General features: G+C 59.8%; 15 protein-coding genes. 3 read left to right on the forward strand and 12 right to left on the reverse strand.

From position 1 onward, the window contains the following. The first annotated feature begins 141 nt into the window (after positions 1-141). On the forward strand, positions 142-2,709 hold the full coding sequence (mutS, locus tag M1D99_RS24035) for a DNA mismatch repair protein MutS (RefSeq protein WP_458132163.1): 2,568 nt from the start codon (positions 142-144) through the stop codon (positions 2,707-2,709). A gap of 142 nt (positions 2,710-2,851) precedes the next feature. Beyond that, positions 2,852-3,175 (forward strand): ferredoxin FdxA, encoded by a 324-nt coding sequence (gene fdxA / locus M1D99_RS24040; protein WP_181289193.1) that lies wholly within the window; start codon positions 2,852-2,854, stop codon positions 3,173-3,175. Between the two features lie 150 nt (positions 3,176-3,325). On the opposite strand, the gene M1D99_RS24045 is transcribed toward fdxA, so the two are convergent. From M1D99_RS24045 to M1D99_RS24085, 9 genes are all read right to left on the reverse strand, one after another. Further along, on the reverse strand, positions 3,326-3,892 hold the full coding sequence (locus M1D99_RS24045; protein WP_186705516.1) for a hypothetical protein: 567 nt from the start codon (positions 3,890-3,892) through the stop codon (positions 3,326-3,328). Positions 3,893-5,384: 1,492 nt separating this feature from the next. After that, positions 5,385-6,392: an RNA polymerase sigma factor RpoS gene (gene rpoS / locus M1D99_RS24050; protein WP_003198289.1), complete on the reverse strand. Its 1,008-nt coding sequence runs from the start codon at positions 6,390-6,392 to the stop codon at positions 5,385-5,387. A 106-nt stretch (positions 6,393-6,498) separates the two neighbouring features. Further along, positions 6,499-7,344 carry a peptidoglycan DD-metalloendopeptidase family protein gene (locus tag M1D99_RS24055; RefSeq protein ID WP_186705515.1) on the reverse strand — a complete coding sequence of 282 codons (846 nt, stop codon included), beginning with the start codon at positions 7,342-7,344 and terminating at the stop codon, positions 6,499-6,501. A gap of 211 nt (positions 7,345-7,555) precedes the next feature. Beyond that, on the reverse strand, positions 7,556-8,191 hold the full coding sequence (locus tag M1D99_RS24060; protein ID WP_170862085.1) for a protein-L-isoaspartate(D-aspartate) O-methyltransferase: 636 nt from the start codon (positions 8,189-8,191) through the stop codon (positions 7,556-7,558). Positions 8,192-8,232: 41 nt separating this feature from the next. Continuing rightward, a complete protein-coding gene (gene surE / locus M1D99_RS24065; protein WP_186705514.1) occupies positions 8,233-8,982 on the reverse strand; it encodes a 5'/3'-nucleotidase SurE in 750 nt (249 codons plus the stop codon). Next, the gene (gene truD / locus M1D99_RS24070; RefSeq protein WP_434572067.1) at positions 8,970-10,028 is read right to left on the reverse strand and encodes a tRNA pseudouridine(13) synthase TruD; all 1,059 of its coding nucleotides are present in this window, start codon (positions 10,026-10,028) and stop codon (positions 8,970-8,972) included. The genes surE and truD overlap by 13 nt, the downstream gene beginning before the upstream one ends. Then, a complete protein-coding gene (ispF, locus tag M1D99_RS24075; protein ID WP_186705512.1) occupies positions 10,025-10,498 on the reverse strand; it encodes a 2-C-methyl-D-erythritol 2,4-cyclodiphosphate synthase in 474 nt (157 codons plus the stop codon). The genes truD and ispF overlap by 4 nt, the downstream gene beginning before the upstream one ends. A gap of 43 nt (positions 10,499-10,541) precedes the next feature. Further along, complete coding sequence (gene fghA / locus M1D99_RS24080) at positions 10,542-11,387, reverse strand: S-formylglutathione hydrolase (RefSeq protein WP_434572069.1); 846 nt, start codon at positions 11,385-11,387, stop codon at positions 10,542-10,544. A 90-nt stretch (positions 11,388-11,477) separates the two neighbouring features. Then, a complete protein-coding gene (locus M1D99_RS24085) occupies positions 11,478-12,590 on the reverse strand; it encodes an S-(hydroxymethyl)glutathione dehydrogenase/class III alcohol dehydrogenase (RefSeq protein WP_434572071.1) in 1,113 nt (370 codons plus the stop codon). 107 nt (positions 12,591-12,697) lie between these two features. Here M1D99_RS24085 and M1D99_RS24090 point away from each other — a divergent pair, with 107 nt between their 5' ends. Continuing rightward, complete coding sequence (locus tag M1D99_RS24090) at positions 12,698-13,594, forward strand: LysR substrate-binding domain-containing protein (protein WP_186705509.1); 897 nt, start codon at positions 12,698-12,700, stop codon at positions 13,592-13,594. Between the two features lie 173 nt (positions 13,595-13,767). Here the strand turns inward: M1D99_RS24090 and ispD are convergent, their stop codons facing one another. The 3 genes from ispD to eno form a co-directional block, all read right to left on the reverse strand. Next, positions 13,768-14,475 (reverse strand): 2-C-methyl-D-erythritol 4-phosphate cytidylyltransferase, encoded by a 708-nt coding sequence (ispD, locus tag M1D99_RS24095; RefSeq protein ID WP_186705508.1) that lies wholly within the window; start codon positions 14,473-14,475, stop codon positions 13,768-13,770. Next, complete coding sequence (gene ftsB / locus M1D99_RS24100) at positions 14,472-14,750, reverse strand: cell division protein FtsB (RefSeq protein ID WP_003184873.1); 279 nt, start codon at positions 14,748-14,750, stop codon at positions 14,472-14,474. The genes ispD and ftsB overlap by 4 nt, the downstream gene beginning before the upstream one ends. Before the next feature lie 171 nt (positions 14,751-14,921). Continuing rightward, positions 14,922-16,211: a phosphopyruvate hydratase gene (gene eno / locus M1D99_RS24105; protein WP_013692387.1), complete on the reverse strand. Its 1,290-nt coding sequence runs from the start codon at positions 16,209-16,211 to the stop codon at positions 14,922-14,924. Between the last annotated feature and the right edge of the window lie 114 nt (positions 16,212-16,325).

The raw sequence follows: 16,325 nt of genomic DNA on the forward strand, positions 1-16,325 counted from the left end.
ACGGATATACACCCAATCCCAAACTGGGTCCCCCCCGACCACCCATGTTAACCTTGCGCCCATCGCGGAAAAGCCGGGCCAATGCCCCTCCTTTTGCCCCACACCTTTCAACGAGCTTCCCTGACACCCATGAATACCGCCGTGAACGACCTGTCCTCCCACACGCCGATGATGCAGCAATACTGGCGCCTGAAGAACCAGCACCCCGACCAGCTGATGTTCTACCGCATGGGCGACTTCTACGAGATCTTCTACGAGGACGCGAAGAAAGCCGCCAAGCTATTGGACATCACCCTGACGGCACGTGGGCAATCGGCGGGCATGGCGATACCGATGTGTGGGATTCCTTACCACGCGGCGGAAGGTTACCTGGCGAAGCTGGTCAAGCTCGGCGAGTCCGTGGTGATCTGCGAGCAAGTCGGCGACCCGGCCACCAGCAGAGGGCCTGTCGAACGCCAAGTCGTGCGGATCATCACACCGGGTACAGTCAGTGACGAAGCCTTGCTCGATGAACGCCGGGACAACCTGATCGCCGCGGTGCTGGGCGACGAACGCCTGTTCGGCCTGGCGGTCCTGGACATCACCAGTGGCAATTTCTCGGTGCTGGAAATCAAGGGCTGGGAAAACCTGCTGGCGGAGCTTGAGCGGGTCAATCCGGTAGAGCTGTTGATTCCCGATGACTGGCCCAAAGACCTGCCAGCGGAAAAACGCCGTGGCGTACGTCGGCGGGCGCCGTGGGATTTCGAGCGCGACTCGGCGCTGAAAAGTCTCTGCCAGCAGTTCTCCACCCAGGATCTCAAGGGCTTCGGTTGCGAGAACCTGACCCTGGCCATCGGCGCGGCCGGTTGCCTGCTGGCCTACGCCAAGGAAACCCAGCGCACCGCCCTGCCCCACTTGCGCAGCCTGCGTCACGAGCGCCTGGATGACACCGTGGTGCTGGACGGCGCGAGCCGACGCAACCTGGAGCTGGACACCAACCTGGCCGGTGGGCGCGACAACACCTTGCAATCGGTGGTTGATCGCTGCCAGACCGCCATGGGCAGCCGCCTGCTGACCCGCTGGTTGAACCGTCCGCTGCGGGACCTGACGGTGCTGACAGCGCGCCAGTCATCCATTACTTGCCTGCTGGACCGCTATCGCTTCGAGCAGCTGCAACCGCAGCTCAAGGAAATCGGCGACATCGAGCGGATCCTCGCCCGTATCGGCCTGCGCAACGCCCGTCCCCGTGACTTGGCGCGCTTGCGCGATGCCCTCGGCGCGTTGCCTGAACTGCAGGTGGCGATGACCGACCTCGAAGCACCGCACCTGCAACAACTGGCACAAACCACCAGCACCTACCCGGAGCTGGCCGCGCTGCTGGAAAAAGCCATTATCGACAACCCGCCGGCGGTGATCCGTGACGGTGGCGTGCTGAAAACCGGCTACGACGCCGAACTCGACGAGTTGCAAGCGCTGAGCGAAAACGCCGGCCAGTTCCTGATCGACCTCGAAGCCCGGGAAAAAGCCCGCACCGGACTGGCCAATCTCAAGGTCGGCTACAACCGAATTCACGGTTACTTCATCGAACTGCCAAGCAAACAGGCCGAGCAAGCCCCGGCCGACTACGTCCGCCGCCAGACCCTCAAGGGCGCCGAGCGTTTCATCACCCCGGAACTCAAGGCGTTTGAAGATAAGGCGCTGTCGGCCAAGAGTCGCGCCCTGGCCCGGGAAAAGATGCTCTACGAAGCGCTGCTCGAGGATCTGATCAGCCAATTGCCGCCCTTGCAGGACACCGCCGGCGCCCTGGCGGAACTGGATGTGCTGAGCAACCTCGCCGAACGCGCGCTCAACCTGGACCTCAACTGCCCACGTTTCGTCAGCGAGCCGTGCATGCGCATCAGCCAGGGTCGTCATCCAGTGGTCGAGCAAGTCCTGACCACGCCGTTCGTGGCCAACGACCTGAGCCTGGACGACAACACCCGCATGCTGGTGATCACCGGTCCGAACATGGGTGGTAAATCCACCTACATGCGCCAGACGGCGTTGATCGTGCTGCTGGCCCACATTGGCAGCTTCGTCCCGGCGGCCAGTTGCGAATTGTCCTTGGTGGACCGCATCTTTACCCGGATCGGTTCCAGTGATGACCTGGCCGGTGGGCGCTCGACATTCATGGTGGAAATGAGCGAAACCGCGAATATCCTGCACAACGCCACCGAACGCAGCCTGGTGCTGATGGACGAAGTCGGCCGCGGCACCAGCACCTTCGACGGCTTGTCCCTGGCCTGGGCCGCGGCCGAACGCCTCGCGCACCTGCGGGCCTACACACTGTTCGCCACCCACTATTTCGAACTCACCGTGTTGCCGGAAAGCCAGCCGCTGGTGGCCAACGTCCACCTCAACGCCACCGAGCACAACGAGCGCATCGTCTTCCTGCACCACGTGCTGCCCGGCCCGGCCAGCCAGAGCTATGGCTTGGCGGTGGCGCAACTGGCCGGCGTGCCGAGCGAAGTGATCAGCCGTGCCCGCGAGCACCTGAGCCGCCTGGAAACCACCAGCCTGCCCCACGAAGCACCACGCCCGACCAAAGGCAAACCGGCCGCGCCACAGCAAAGCGACCTGTTCGCCAGCCTGCCGCATCCGGTGCTCGATGAACTGGCCAAGCTCGATGTGGACGACCTGACTCCGCGTCGGGCGCTCGAATTGCTCTATACATTGAAGACACGGATCTAACGCACAGGCTTTCAAGCTGTTAGAATCTCGCGCGGTTTGGGATGCTGCGGACTATTAGCCTGGTTCGCAGACTACCGCTCCCAAACCTCGCGACCCCGCCGTGAAGGGGCTTCGCGACAGCCGCCTGAGGAGAGAATTAGAAATGACCTTCGTCGTCACCGACAACTGCATCAAGTGCAAGTACACCGACTGCGTAGAAGTGTGTCCGGTGGACTGCTTTTACGAAGGGCCGAATTTCCTGGTCATTCACCCGGACGAGTGCATCGACTGCGCCCTGTGTGAACCGGAATGCCCGGCAAATGCCATTTTCTCGGAAGACGAAGTGCCGACCGGCATGGAGAATTTCATCGAGCTGAACGCTGAACTGGCGGACATCTGGCCGAACATCACCGAGAAGAAAGACGCCCTGCCGGACGCTGAAGAGTGGGATGGCAAACCAGGCAAGATCGCAGACCTCGAGCGCTGATCTTTCCGGCGTCACCAAAAGGCCCCTTGCGGGCCTTTTTTGCTTTTTCTGTCTCGCCCTGAAGAAAAATCGCGGCCCGAAAAAAGCCCCGGCGTTTTAGGCCAGGGCTTTCTTGCCCGGAACGGGGCTGATTACGACAGGTTGACTACTTCACACCAGTTGGAATGTACCGGACCCAGTGCCGGAGAACTCCCCACTAATGTTCGAGCCATATTGCGACGGATGAAGCATCACGGCCAACAGACGCGTCCCTTCAAAGAAGTACAGGGAGAGCGAACCTTGATTAATCGTTAATTGCAGCGACAACGGGACGTTGACGAGGTTCTCGGCATCAGGCACCGAGCCCAGCAGATAGAGATTGGAAATATCGACATTGGTACCCGTACCTGTCGCATAGCCGACAAACCGTACCTGGGTTCCTTGCTGAGGAGCGTCTGGTCCGATAATCGCGGGGGACGCAGTAATCTGGATGGTTTCGGAGTGAGGATAACAACTGCTACCGCAACCTTCGAAGCAGAAATAGCCGCAAATGTTCTGCGCGCATCCACAGCCACACAACGATTGTGGGTGCACCTTCTGATTGAGGACCTCTTGCAGCGCCGGCTTCTCACTCACAAGCGCTTGCATGCGCTTGATTTGTTCGTCAAAAGCAACTTGTGATTGCTTTTTGAGCGCATCGACTTGCTCAGGTTTTATGTCTTGAAGAGACAGTGTCATATCTAAATCCTTTTAGTTTTGCGGAAAGACCTGGAGACATCGTGTCTCACTGGGTTAGCTAACACGCCTTCCAGGAGTAGTTGCTGGATCACCCCACGAACCTTTCGACTCGCGGCCCGGTGTGCTCTAGAAAACCAAGAACGCTTACCCGGCAATCTTTGAATCAAAAAAAGGGGCGGTTTGACCCGCCCACATTTTTTCCCTAATCCCTTTAATCCTATTCATCGTCCTGATGAATCGCGTCCTGCGATGTCCTTCCGTTCCCATCGTCCTTGACGGGTGTGTCTGTCCGTCGACACAGGGCTGATATTAGTGTCTTCCCAGGCGAGTGCAACGCGGGTGATACAGGTGGCTTGCTCTGTCACACTATGTTCATCAACAAATTTTCCTTATAAATCAGTTAAATATAAAAAGATCACGGGATTTATAGCTGTCTGTCCTGGCGATGAGAAACCGATCGCTTACGCAACACTAGGCAAATGCTTACAAGCTGAAGCTATAAATGGAGCTGGGTTGGGGAAACGATGCTTCAGATATGCAGAAGCATTCGAACCAGTCGTGATGTTCTATAGTTTTACGAGCGGGGGGTCAGGGGTGGTGTGTATATCCGTTGCTGCGGTAACGGCCACTTAGGGTTCCGCCCTTACGGCGGGTCACTTTTGGAAGAGCCGGGAGCCGGACCAGCCAAAAGTAACCAAAAGCGCTTTGCCCCACCACTCGGCACCTCGCCTAGGCTCGGTGTGCCCTCACTCCGGCATTGCTCCGTGGGCCGCCGCGAAGGGCCATCCATGGCCCAGCGCGGCTATCCCGGCATCCATGCCGGGATGCCCACTCCACAATGCCTGCGTTCGGCCAGCGTGGTTTAACGGGGCGTCCAGATCAAGATCAAGATCCAAAGCAAGAGCAAGAGCAAGAGCAAGAGCAAGAGCAAGAGCAAGAGCAAGAGCAAGAGCAAGAGCAAGAGCAAGAGCAAGAGCAAAGCGGGGCACATGCCGGCATCTATGCGGCTGAGCCACCGCTATCGCGAGCAGGCTCGCTCCCACATTGGATCTACAGCGGACACAAAATTCATGTGCACCGCAAAACCTGTGGGAGCGGGCTTGCTCGCGAAGAGGCCAGCCCGTCCAACATCTTCATCGACTGTGACATCGTCTTCGCGAGCAGGCTCGCTCCCACAATAGGCCTGCAGCCAGACACGAGACTCATGGGCACCTGGATCACCTGTGGGAGCGAGCCTGCTCGCGATGACACCGGCACCTCCACATCACTGCAAACTGACACACCGCCTTCGCGAGCAAGCCCGCTCCCACAGGGGAAATGCGGTCTCACCAAGAACCAGGTTGGCGACAAGGCCACATCGTTTTTGAAACGGATATACCCCCAAACCCAAGCCCAAAAAAACGGCACTTCCCATTTCTGGGAAGCACCGCTTTTTCAAACTGCACAGCATCACCGCCAGCCAGGGCGCGTTTCTGCTGCACTTACCTCGGTGTTATTGAAACAACGACTCACTCGACAAGCCGTTCTTCTCCAGGATCTCCCGCAAACGCTTGAGACCTTCAACCTGGATCTGCCTGACCCGCTCACGCGTCAATCCAATTTCCAGCCCGACATCTTCAAGCGTGCTGCTTTCATGCCCCCGCAAGCCAAAGCGGCGAATCACCACTTCCCGTTGCTTGTCGGTCAACTCCGAGAGCCATTGGTCGATGCTCTGGGACAGGTCATCATCCTGAAGCAGTTCACACGGGTCAGTGGGCCGATCATCCGTGAGGGTATCCAGCAGGGTTTTATCCGAGTCCGGCCCCAGGGAAACGTCTACCGAGGAAACCCGCTCGTTAAGCCCAAGCATGCGCTTGACCTCACCCACCGGTTTTTCCAGCAGGTTGGCGATTTCCTCAGGTGAAGGTTCATGATCGAGTTTCTGGGTCAACTCACGGGCGGCCCGCAGGTAGACGTTCAGTTCCTTGACCACATGAATCGGCAACCGGATCGTCCGGGTCTGGTTCATGATCGCCCGTTCGATGGTCTGGCGGATCCACCAGGTGGCGTAGGTCGAGAAACGGAAGCCGCGCTCAGGGTCGAATTTCTCGACGGCGCGAATCAGGCCCAGGTTGCCCTCTTCTATCAGGTCCAGCAGCGAAAGCCCTCGATTGACGTAGCGTCGGGCGATTTTCACCACCAGGCGCAGGTTGCTTTCAATCATGCGTTTTCGACCGGCCGGGTCACCACTTTGCGACAGCCGCGCAAAATGAACTTCTTCCTCGGGGGAGAGCAGTGGCGAGAAACCGATTTCGTTGAGGTACAGCTGAGTGGCGTCCAGCGCCCGGGTGTAATCGATGTACTTATGTTGTTTAAGTGAAGCGGAGTGTTTGGATTTGGCACGAACGGAAGGTGGAGTCGCCCCTTCATCATTCGACATCGAATCCATAGCGATGCCGGTCTCCATAAGGAGAACCTCATCGTCGATGTCAAACTCCGGCACTTCTTTACTGAGAGCCATTGTTATAGTCCTTTGGTGAGTTCGACCTCAAGCTCGAGCGACGCCTTTATCCTTGGCAACGCTGGAGCCTGTTCCCTCTACGTGACGGAACAGGCTGACAATCAAATCAACGACGTGGCAGGAATTGCAGCGGATCGACTGGTTTACCTTGCCGGCGAATCTCAAAATGCAGTTTCACCCGGTCTGTTCCCGTTGATCCCATTTCGGCAATTGTCTGTCCGACCTTGACCTGCTGCCCCTCCCGAACCAACAGCCTGCGGTTGTGACCGTAGGCACTGACGTAGGTATCGCTGTGTTTGATGATGACGAGTTCGCCGTAGCCCCTCAAACCACTCCCGGCGTACACAACCGTGCCATCAGACGCAGCTAAAACAGGCTGTCCCAAATCCCCGGCGATATCAATTCCTTTATTCAAACTACCGTTTGAAGAGAATTTTCCAATGAGAACGCCATTAGAAGGCCATCCCCAGCCTGTCGGGGCGGGGCCTGCGGGAGGCATCGGAGCAGGGGTCGGTTTGCTCGCGACGGACGGTACGACAGCCGTTCCAGCCCCCGCTGGCCGGCGGATGACCGTGGTTTTGCTCGACGACGAAGGCGTCGAACCCGACTGCGTCACCACCGCGGTAGGCGTTGAACCGCTACGGCCATCGAAACGAATCGTCTGACCGGGGTGAATCGTATAAGGCGCAGGAATGTTGTTCCGTGCCGCGAGGGCCTTGTAGTCCCAGCCGTAGCGAAAAGCGATGGAAAACAGCGTATCGCCGCGACGGACTACATATTGGCCGGTCGTTACCGTAGGACGTTGAGGTGTTGCGCTGTTGCGATCGACAACCCGGACATTGCTCGACGGCGTACTGGAACAACCGACCAGCAAAGTGCTCAAGACAAGGCCAGTCACCAGGCGCTGAAAGCTCGTGATACCCATACGCTGCGCAATGACTGTGAGACTCACCCGCCGCTCCCTTTGTGGTGGCTGAAAAATTGGAGGCTGCCTGTCCAGGCAGCGTTCATACAAATATAGCTGGCGACGACTGCGCCTCTATTAATGAAGCGCAACTCACCACCGCACACGTTTGCTCGACGCCATTGGGCTCTGTTCAGCGAATCGATCCCGCTGTAAGACACAGGCGTGGCCACGGAATTCAGCGTCTGTATATAAATGCTCAGGCCAACGGCCCATTGAGTAACGGCACAAACCGAACCGCCCCCAGGACGTGTCGCGAAAAACCGTGTTCCTCGCGCACGATCAGCATCAGTTGCTGAACCTCGCCGGCACCCACCGGGATGACCAGCCGTCCACCGGGGGCGAGCTGATCCAACAGGGCTTGAGGCACGTCGGTGGCGACGGCGGTAACGATGATGCCGTTGTAGGGCGCCAAGGCCGGCCAACCTTCCCAGCCATCGCCCCAACGAAACACCACGTTGCGCAGGTTCAGCTCCACCAGGCGTTCCTTGGCGCGATCCTGCAGGACCTTGATCCGCTCCACGGAAAACACCCGCTCGACCAGTTGCGACAACACCGCCGTCTGGTAACCCGAACCGGTGCCGATCTCCATCACCTTGTCCAGCGGTCCCGCCTCCAGCAGCAACTCGCTCATGCGGGCCACCATGTACGGCTGGGAAATGGTCTGGTTGTGGCCAATCGGCAACGCCGTGTCTTCATAGGCGCGATGGGCCAGGGCTTCATCGACGAACAGATGGCGCGGCGTGCGGCGGATCACCTCCAACACTTGGGCGTTGGACAGGCCTTCTTCGTAGAGACGCTGGATCAGTCGTTCACGGGTGCGCTGGGAGGTCATGCCGATTCCACGGCGCAGCATATCGTCTTGCTCACGAGCCATCAGCGCAGCCCCTCCAGCCAGCCATCGAGACTTCGGAAGGCATCGTTGAAGGTACGGTCGAGTTGCAACGGCGTGATCGAGACATAACCTTGCATCACCGCATGGAAATCAGTACCCGGCCCGCCATCCTCGGCATCACCGGCGGCGGCGATCCAGTAACCGGCCTTGCCGCGCGGGTCGACGACGTGCATCGGTTTGGCGGCGCGGGCACGATGGCCCAGGCGCGTGAGTTGGATGCCACGGATGTGATCGAGCGGCAGGTTGGGGATGTTCACGTTCAGTACCGTGCGTGGCGGCAAGTCCAACTCGCCATGGGCTTCGACCAGTTTACGGGCGAAGTAGGCCGCGGTCGGCAAGTTATCGACCTGCCGGGAAACGAACGAAAAGGCGAACGACGGCTTTTCTAGGAAGCGACCTTCCAGGGCAGCGGCAACCGTGCCGGAATACAACACGTCATCCCCCAGGTTGGCCCCCAGGTTGATGCCCGAGGCCACCATGTCCGGCTCACGCTCCAGCAAGCCATTGAGGCCCAGGTGCACGCAATCGGTTGGGGTGCCGTTGAGGCTGATGAAGCCGTTGTCCAGATAGCAGGGATGCAAAGGACGGTCGAGCGTCAGCGAGCTGCTGGCGCCGCTTTTGTCCTGGTCCGGGGCGATGACCACGCACTCGGCAAAATCCGCCAGCGCAGCATAAAGCGCGGCAAGACCGGGTGCTGTCACCCCGTCGTCGTTAGAAATCAGAATACGCATGGGCTGTCCGTCTGCCCCACCGGCACCAGATCGACGAGTTCGCGCACCAAGACAGTGGCGAAACATCCGGCCGGCAGGACGAATTCCAGTTGCAGAATGTCAGGCGAGGGATAATGCCACGACAGCCCGCCAATGGGCAGTCGCAGGATGCGACGTTCGTGACTCATTCCCGCGTTTATCAACCAGTCGCGCAAATCCGCTTCGCCTTCTGCGATAGCCTGCTCCAACTCGAAGACCACGCCAGCGGCGGGCGAAGGTCCTTCGCCCCACTGCGGCCCGGTCGGGTGCAGGTCAAGAATCGCCAGGCGCGGATCGCTGCACTCAGCCTCCCCGGCGGGGAAAAAACTGCGGCTGTCGGTGAAGGCGAGTAGATCGCCTACCTGGGCACGCTGCCAGGTCCCGTCGGCGACCCGCGCCGCCAGCACCCGGTTGAACAGGAAACTGCGGGCGGTGGACAACAGCCGCGAGCGCACATTGCGCTGTTCCGGCAACGCCTTGCGCGCGGCCCAGGCACGGGCATCGACGACATTGCCGCCATCATGGCCGAAGCGCTGGGCGCCAAAATAATTGGGGATTCCCTGGCGGGCAATCTGTTGCAGCCGCGCGTCGATCGCCGCCACGTCGCCCTTGAATTGAGTCAGGCGCAAGGTAAAGCCATTGGCCGAGTGCGCACCGCGTTGCAGCTTGCGCCGATGGCGTGCGGTCTTGAGGATTCTCAGCGTGTCGTTCTCTGCCGCCGACAAGTCGGGATCGGCCTTGCCTGGCAATTGCACACTGAACCATTGGCGGGTCAGGGCCTGACGGTCCTTGAGCCCGGCATAGCTGACGGTGCGCAACGGCACGCCGGCGGCCTTGGCGATTCGACGGGCGGCCTCTTCGGTATTCAAGCCGCGTTTTTCAACCCAGATCCACAAGTGTTCGCCATCGCCGGTCAACGGGATGTCGAGCACTTCATCGACCTGGAAATCTTCAGCGCTGGCCTTGAGTACCGCGCTGCCCAACGACTCGCCGTAAGCCCGCGGCCCCAACAATTCCAGTTCGGTCATGGGCGCAGCAACAAGGCAACGGAGTGGACGGCAATGCCTTCTTCGCGACCGACGAAACCCAGCTTCTCGGTGGTGGTGGCTTTCACGTTCACTTGGTCCAGCTCAACTTGAAGATCCTCGGCGATCAACTGGCGCATCGCCTCGATGTGCGGGGCCATTTTTGGGGACTGAGCCACGATGGTGTTATCGACATTGCCGACTTTCCAGCCCTTGGCGTGGATCAGCGCGACCACATGGCGCAACAGCACACGGCTGTCGGCACCCTTGAATTGCGGGTCGGTGTCGGGAAAGTGCTTGCCGATGTCACCCAGGGCTGCGGCACCGAGCAGTGCATCGCTCAAGGCGTGCAGCAGGACATCACCGTCAGAATGCGCGAGCAGCCCGAAGCCGTGTGCGATCCGCACGCCGCCCAGAGTAATGAAGTCGCCTTCAGCGAAACGGTGAACATCGTAGCCGTGGCCAATACGCATAAAAAAACGCCCCGATTTTTGTCAGGGCGTGATTCTACCTGCATTAGGCGTTTAGAGCGCGCGCATGATGCTGCAAGTGGTCGTCAATGAAGCTGGCGATGAAGAAGTAGCTGTGGTCGTAGCCTGGTTGCAGGCGCAGCTCCAACGCATGATCGGCGGATTTGGCCGCCTGTTGCAACGCTTCGGGCTTGAGTTGGTTGGCCAGGAAATCATCGCGATCACCCTGGTCCACCAGCAATGGCAGCTTCTCCTGCGCCTCGGCAATCAATGCACAGGCATCCCATTCCCGCCATTTCGAGCGGTCCTCTCCCAGATAACGGGAGAAAGCCTTCTGGCCCCATGGGCAATCCATCGGGTTGTTGATCGGCGAAAAGGCCGACACCGAACGGTAACGCCCCGGGTTGCGCAAGGCGCAGACCAGCGCGCCGTGGCCGCCCATGGAGTGACCGCTGATGCCGCGTTTGTCCGAAGCCGGGAAATGCGCTTCGACCAGCGCCGGCAATTCCTGCACCACGTAGTCATGCATCCGATAGTGCCGCGCCCACGGATCCTGCGTGGCGTTCAGATAAAAACCAGCCCCCAGGCCGAAGTCCCAGGCATTGTCCGGGTCGCCGGGCACGTCGGCGCCGCGGGGACTGGTGTCCGGCGCGACAATGATCAGGCCCAGCTCGGCGGCCATGCGCTGGGCGCCGGCCTTTTGCATGAAGTTCTCGTCGGTGCAGGTCAGCCCGGACAGCCAATACAGCACCGGCAACTTGCCGCCCTGCTCCGCTTGCGGCGGCAGGTACACGGCAAACACCATGTCACAACCGAGCACGTCGGAACGGTGCCGGTAACGCTTGTGCCAGCCGCCGAAGCTTTTCTGGCAAGAGATATTTTCGAGGTTCATTCTTCACCTCAGCTGCAAGCGGCAAGCTTTAAGCTGCAAGAGAGGAGCATGCCCACTTGCAGCTTGTAGCTTGTAGCTTGCCGCTGCTCCTTAAAAATGAATGACGGTACGGATGCTCTTGCCTTCATGCATCAGGTCGAATGCCTTGTTGATATCTTCCAGGCCCATGGTGTGGGTGATGAAGGTATCCAGCGGGATCTCGCCCTTCTCGGCCATTTCCACGTAGCTTGGCAACTCGCTGCGACCACGCACGCCGCCAAAGGCCGAACCGCGCCAGACGCGCCCGGTTACCAACTGGAATGGACGGGTGGCGATTTCCTGGCCGGCCCCGGCCACGCCGATGATCACCGACTCGCCCCAACCTTTGTGGCAGCATTCCAGGGCGGCACGCATCAACTGGACATTGCCGATGCACTCGAAGGAAAAGTCCACGCCGCCGTCCGTCATGTCGACGATGACTTCCTGGATCGGACGGTCGAAGTCTTTCGGGTTGACGCAATCGGTGGCCCCCAGTTGCTTGGCGATTTCGAACTTGGCCGGGTTGATGTCAATGGCGATGATGCGCGCGGCCTTGGCCTTCACGGCGCCGATTACGGCCGACAGGCCGATGCCGCCCAGGCCGAAGATCGCCACGGTGTCACCCGGCTTGACTTTGGCAGTGTTGAGCACCGCGCCGATGCCGGTGGTGACGCCACAACCCAGCAGGCAGACTTTTTCCAGCGGCGCTTCTTTTGGAATCTTGGCGACGGAGATTTCTGGCAGCACGGTGTATTCAGAAAAGGTCGAGGTGCCCATGTAGTGGAAAATCGTCTGGCCCTTGTAGGAAAAGCGCGAGGTGCCGTCCGGCATCAGGCCTTTGCCCTGTGTGGCGCGAATCGCCTGGCAGAGGTTGGTCTTGCCCGACTTGCAGAATTTGCACTGGCCGCACTCCGGCGTGTACAGCGGGATCACATGGTCACCCACCGCCACCGAGGTCACGCCTTCGCCGATGGCTTCGACAATGGCGCCGCCTTCATGGCCCAGGATCGACGGGAAGATCCCTTCCGGGTCAGCGCCCGACAAGGTGTAGGCGTCGGTGTGGCAAACACCGGAAGCCACCACGCGCAACAGCACTTCGCCCGCCTTGGGCATGGCCACGTCGACTTCAACGATTTCCAGGGGTTTCTTGGCCTCGAAGGCAACGGCAGCGCGCGACTTGATCATCCGGATTCTCCAGCAAATAAAAACAAGACCGGGAGTGTAATCCTCCGCCGGACAATGAATAATCCAGCCAAAAGCAAAACATTATTGCTGTATAGGGATAATCCTGCATGTCTGATAACCGCTGGGAAGGCATCGACGAGTTTGTCGCCGTGGCCGAATGCAGCCAATTCACTGCCGCCGCCGAACGCCTCGGGGTGTCGTCTTCCCATATCAGTCGACAAATCGTACGGCTTGAAGAGCGTCTACAGACGCGCTTGCTCTACCGCAGTACCCGCCGCGTGACACTGACCGAAGCCGGACAAACCTTTTTGCAGCATTGCCAGCGCCTGCAAGACGGACGCGAGGAAGCACTGCGAGCCGTCGGCGACCTGACCAGTGAGCCCAAGGGCATGCTGCGCATGACCTGTGCCGTGGCCTATGGCGAGCGGTTTATCGTGCCGCTGGTGACACGGTTCATGGGGCTTTATCCGCAGTTGCGGGTCGACATCGAGTTGAGTAATCGCCCTCTGGATCTGGTGCATGAGGGCCTGGACCTGGCGATTCGCCTTGGCCGCTTGCAGGACTCGCGCCTGGTCGCCACGCGCCTGGCACCAAGGCGCATGTATTTGTGCGCCTCCCCCTCTTACCTGGAACGCTACGGCCGCCCCCATAGCGTGTCGGAGCTGAGCCGCCACAATTGCCTGATCGGCAGCTCCGACATCTGGCAACTGGAGCAGAACGGGCGGGAGTTTTCCCAGCGAGTACAGGGGAACTGGCGCTGCAACAGTGGGCAAGCGGTGCTCGACGCGGCGCTGCAAGGGGTGGGCTTGTGCCAATTGCCGGACTATTACGTGCTGGAACATTTGCACAGCGGTGCGTTGATCTCGCTGCTGGAGGCGCATCAACCGCCGAATACGGCCGTCTGGGCACTGTATCCGCAGCAGCGGCACCTATCGCCGAAGGTGCGCAAGTTGGTGGATTATTTGAAGGGGGGGTTGGCTGAGCGGCCTGAATATCGGGGTTAGGCCAGTTTCTGCCCGGAGTTTATCCGGTGCCTGCATGATCGCCTTCGCGAGCAAGCCCGCTCCCACATTGACCCTGTGTCTGGCCACACTCTTATGATCAACATAGACCTATTGTGGGAGCGGGCTTGCTCGCGAAGGGCGCGACGCGGTGTTCGAACATAGATAGGAATTTACTAGCGACGATTCGCCCACCGCTGACGCAACCACTCCAGGTCTTCCGGCCGGGTGACCTTGATGTTGTCCGAGCGCCCTTCAATCAACCGAGGCGCCTGCCCCGCCCATTCCATGGCAGAGGCTTCGTCGGTAATCACCGCATCCGCCACCAGGCTGTCAGCCAGGGCCCGATGCAAGGCACCGAGGCGGAACATCTGCGGCGTGTAGGCTTGCCAGATCACGCTGCGATCAACGGTTTCCAGCACACGGCCATGCTTGTCGACGCGCTTGAGGGTGTCGCGCGCCGGGACGGCCAGCAGGCCGCCAACCGGGTCGTTCGCCAACTCGCTAAGCAATGTGTCCAAGTCGTCTCGGGACAGGTTGGGCCGGGCGGCGTCGTGCACCAGCACCCAATCGAAATCATCGGCGCCCTGCTCGTGAAGATGCAACAAGGCATTGAGTACAGAATCCGAACGTTGCTCGCCACCGTCGACGCGCTGGATGCGTGTGTCGTTGGCACAGGCCAGGGTCGGCCAGTAAGGATCGTCGTGGGCAAGGCTGACCACCACACCCTTGACGGTGGGGTGATCGAGGAAACAGCCGAGGCTGTGTTCAAGAATTGTGCGTCCGCCCAACTGCAGGTATTGCTTGGGACGGTCGGCGGCCATCCGGGCACCAACGCCCGCGGCGGGAATCACGGCCCAGAAGGCCGGTAGACGAATGCTCATTGGGCCAACTGGTAGAGGGTTTCGCCCTCCTTGACCATGCCCAATTCATGGCGAGCCCGCTCTTCAACGGTCTCCATGCCTTTTTTCAACTCGGTCACTTCGGCGTCCATCACCCGATTACGTTCCAGCAACGCCTCGTTCTCAGCGTGTTGATCGGCAATTTGCTGAGTCAGGTCGGCCACTTGCGCCAGGCTGCCATTACCCACCCACAGGCGGTACTGCAGGCCGGCCAGCAACAGGAGCAAGACAAGAAACAACCAATTGGGACTGCGCATCGAATATCAGGTATCCAGTGAAAAAAGACCGCCATGCCAAACTTTGAAGCGTCTGATAGCACGAAGCCTGGAGAACCCAGGCTTGTGCTTGATAAGGCATCAGGTTAGAGGCAAAACCGCCGTCATGGCGACCTTTACGACCTAACCCGCTGTCTTTTTACCATTTACCGCTTAACCGCGAAACTCGGCGCGACCGTTGTACTTGGCCTTGCCATTCAACTGCTCTTCGATACGCAGCAGTTGGTTGTACTTGGAAACGCGGTCGGAGCGGCACAGCGAACCGGTCTTGATCTGGCCTGCCGCGGTGCCCACGGCCAGGTCGGCAATGGTCGAATCTTCGGTTTCACCGGAGCGGTGGGAGATCACGGCGGTGTAGCCGGCAGCCTTGGCCATCTGGATGGCTTCCAGGGTTTCGGTCAGGGTGCCGATCTGGTTGAACTTGATCAGGATCGAGTTGGCGATCTTCTTGTCGATGCCTTCTTTCAGGATCTTGGTGTTGGTCACGAACAGGTCGTCACCCACCAGTTGGGTCTTCTCGCCGATCTTGTCGGTGAGGATTTTCCAGCCGGCCCAGTCGGACTCGTCCAGGCCGTCTTCGATGGAGATGATCGGGTAGCGTTCGGTCAGGCCCTTGAGGTAGTCGGCGAAACCCTCGGCGGTGAACACCTGGCCTTCGCCGGACAGGTTGTACTTGCCGTCTTCGTAGAACTCACTGGCGGCGCAGTCCAGGGCCAGGGTGACGTCGGTGCCCAGCTTGTAGCCAGCATTGGCCACGGCTTCGGAGATCACTTTCAGCGCGTCTTCGTTGGACGCCAGGTTCGGTGCGAAACCGCCTTCGTCGCCAACGGCGGTGCTCAGGCCACGGGCTTTCAGCACGGCCTTGAGGTGATGGAAAATCTCGGTGCCCATGCGCAGGCCTTCGGAGAAGGTCTTGGCGCCAACCGGCTGCACCATGAATTCCTGGATGTCGACGTTGTTATCGGCATGCTCGCCGCCGTTGATGATGTTCATCATCGGCACCGGCATCGAATAGACACCTGGGGTACCGTTGAGGTTGGCGATGTGGGCGTACAGCGGCAGGTCCTGGTCCTGGGCGGCGGCCTTGGCGGCGGCCAGGGACACGGCGAGGATTGCGTTGGCACCCAGGGTGGCTTTGTTCTCGGTACCGTCGAGCTTGATCATCGCGTGATCGAGGGCTTTCTGGTCGGCAGGATCCTTGCCCAGCAGCAGTTCGCGGATCGGACCGTTGATGTTGGCAACGGCTTTGAGCACGCCCTTGCCCAGGTAACGGCTCTTGTCGCCATCACGCAGCTCCAGCGCTTCGCGCGAGCCAGTGGAAGCACCGGACGGCGCGCATGCGCTGCCGATGATGCCGTTGTCGAGAAGCACGTCCGCTTCAACAGTGGGGTTGCCACGGGAGTCGAGAACTTCACGACCTTTGATGTCGACGATTTTTGCCATTGTTGTAAACACTCCAAAGTTGACTAGACGTTGCAGAAAACGTGCTCGCTCTCAGTTGCGATTCAGCCAAAAGAGACCGAATGGGAGCGCTTCGCGCTCCAGCGGGAGCAAGCT

The sequence above is a fragment of the Pseudomonas sp. R3-41 genome (genome assembly GCF_054161485.1).

What these genes read in the sequence shown, in the direction of transcription:
- surE (WP_186705514.1), bottom strand. Translation starts at nt 8,982, where the DNA reads ATGCGTATTCTGATTTCTAACGACGACGGGGTGACAGCACCCGGTCTT.
- ispD (WP_186705508.1), bottom strand. Translation starts at nt 14,475, where the DNA reads ATGAGCATTCGTCTACCGGCCTTCTGGGCCGTGATTCCCGCCGCGGGC.
- eno (WP_013692387.1), bottom strand. Translation starts at nt 16,211, where the DNA reads ATGGCAAAAATCGTCGACATCAAAGGTCGTGAAGTTCTCGACTCCCGT.
- M1D99_RS24045 (WP_186705516.1), bottom strand. Translation starts at nt 3,892, where the DNA reads ATGACACTGTCTCTTCAAGACATAAAACCTGAGCAAGTCGATGCGCTC.
- M1D99_RS24060 (WP_170862085.1), bottom strand. Translation starts at nt 8,191, where the DNA reads ATGACCTCCCAGCGCACCCGTGAACGACTGATCCAGCGTCTCTACGAA.
- ispF (WP_186705512.1), bottom strand. Translation starts at nt 10,498, where the DNA reads ATGCGTATTGGCCACGGCTACGATGTTCACCGTTTCGCTGAAGGCGAC.
- fdxA (WP_181289193.1), top strand. Translation starts at nt 2,852, where the DNA reads ATGACCTTCGTCGTCACCGACAACTGCATCAAGTGCAAGTACACCGAC.
- ftsB (WP_003184873.1), bottom strand. Translation starts at nt 14,750, where the DNA reads ATGCGCAGTCCCAATTGGTTGTTTCTTGTCTTGCTCCTGTTGCTGGCC.
- M1D99_RS24090 (WP_186705509.1), top strand. Translation starts at nt 12,698, where the DNA reads ATGTCTGATAACCGCTGGGAAGGCATCGACGAGTTTGTCGCCGTGGCC.
- M1D99_RS24085 (WP_434572071.1), bottom strand. Translation starts at nt 12,590, where the DNA reads ATGATCAAGTCGCGCGCTGCCGTTGCCTTCGAGGCCAAGAAACCCCTG.
- truD (WP_434572067.1), bottom strand. Translation starts at nt 10,028, where the DNA reads ATGACCGAACTGGAATTGTTGGGGCCGCGGGCTTACGGCGAGTCGTTG.
- rpoS (WP_003198289.1), bottom strand. Translation starts at nt 6,392, where the DNA reads ATGGCTCTCAGTAAAGAAGTGCCGGAGTTTGACATCGACGATGAGGTT.
- fghA (WP_434572069.1), bottom strand. Translation starts at nt 11,387, where the DNA reads ATGAACCTCGAAAATATCTCTTGCCAGAAAAGCTTCGGCGGCTGGCAC.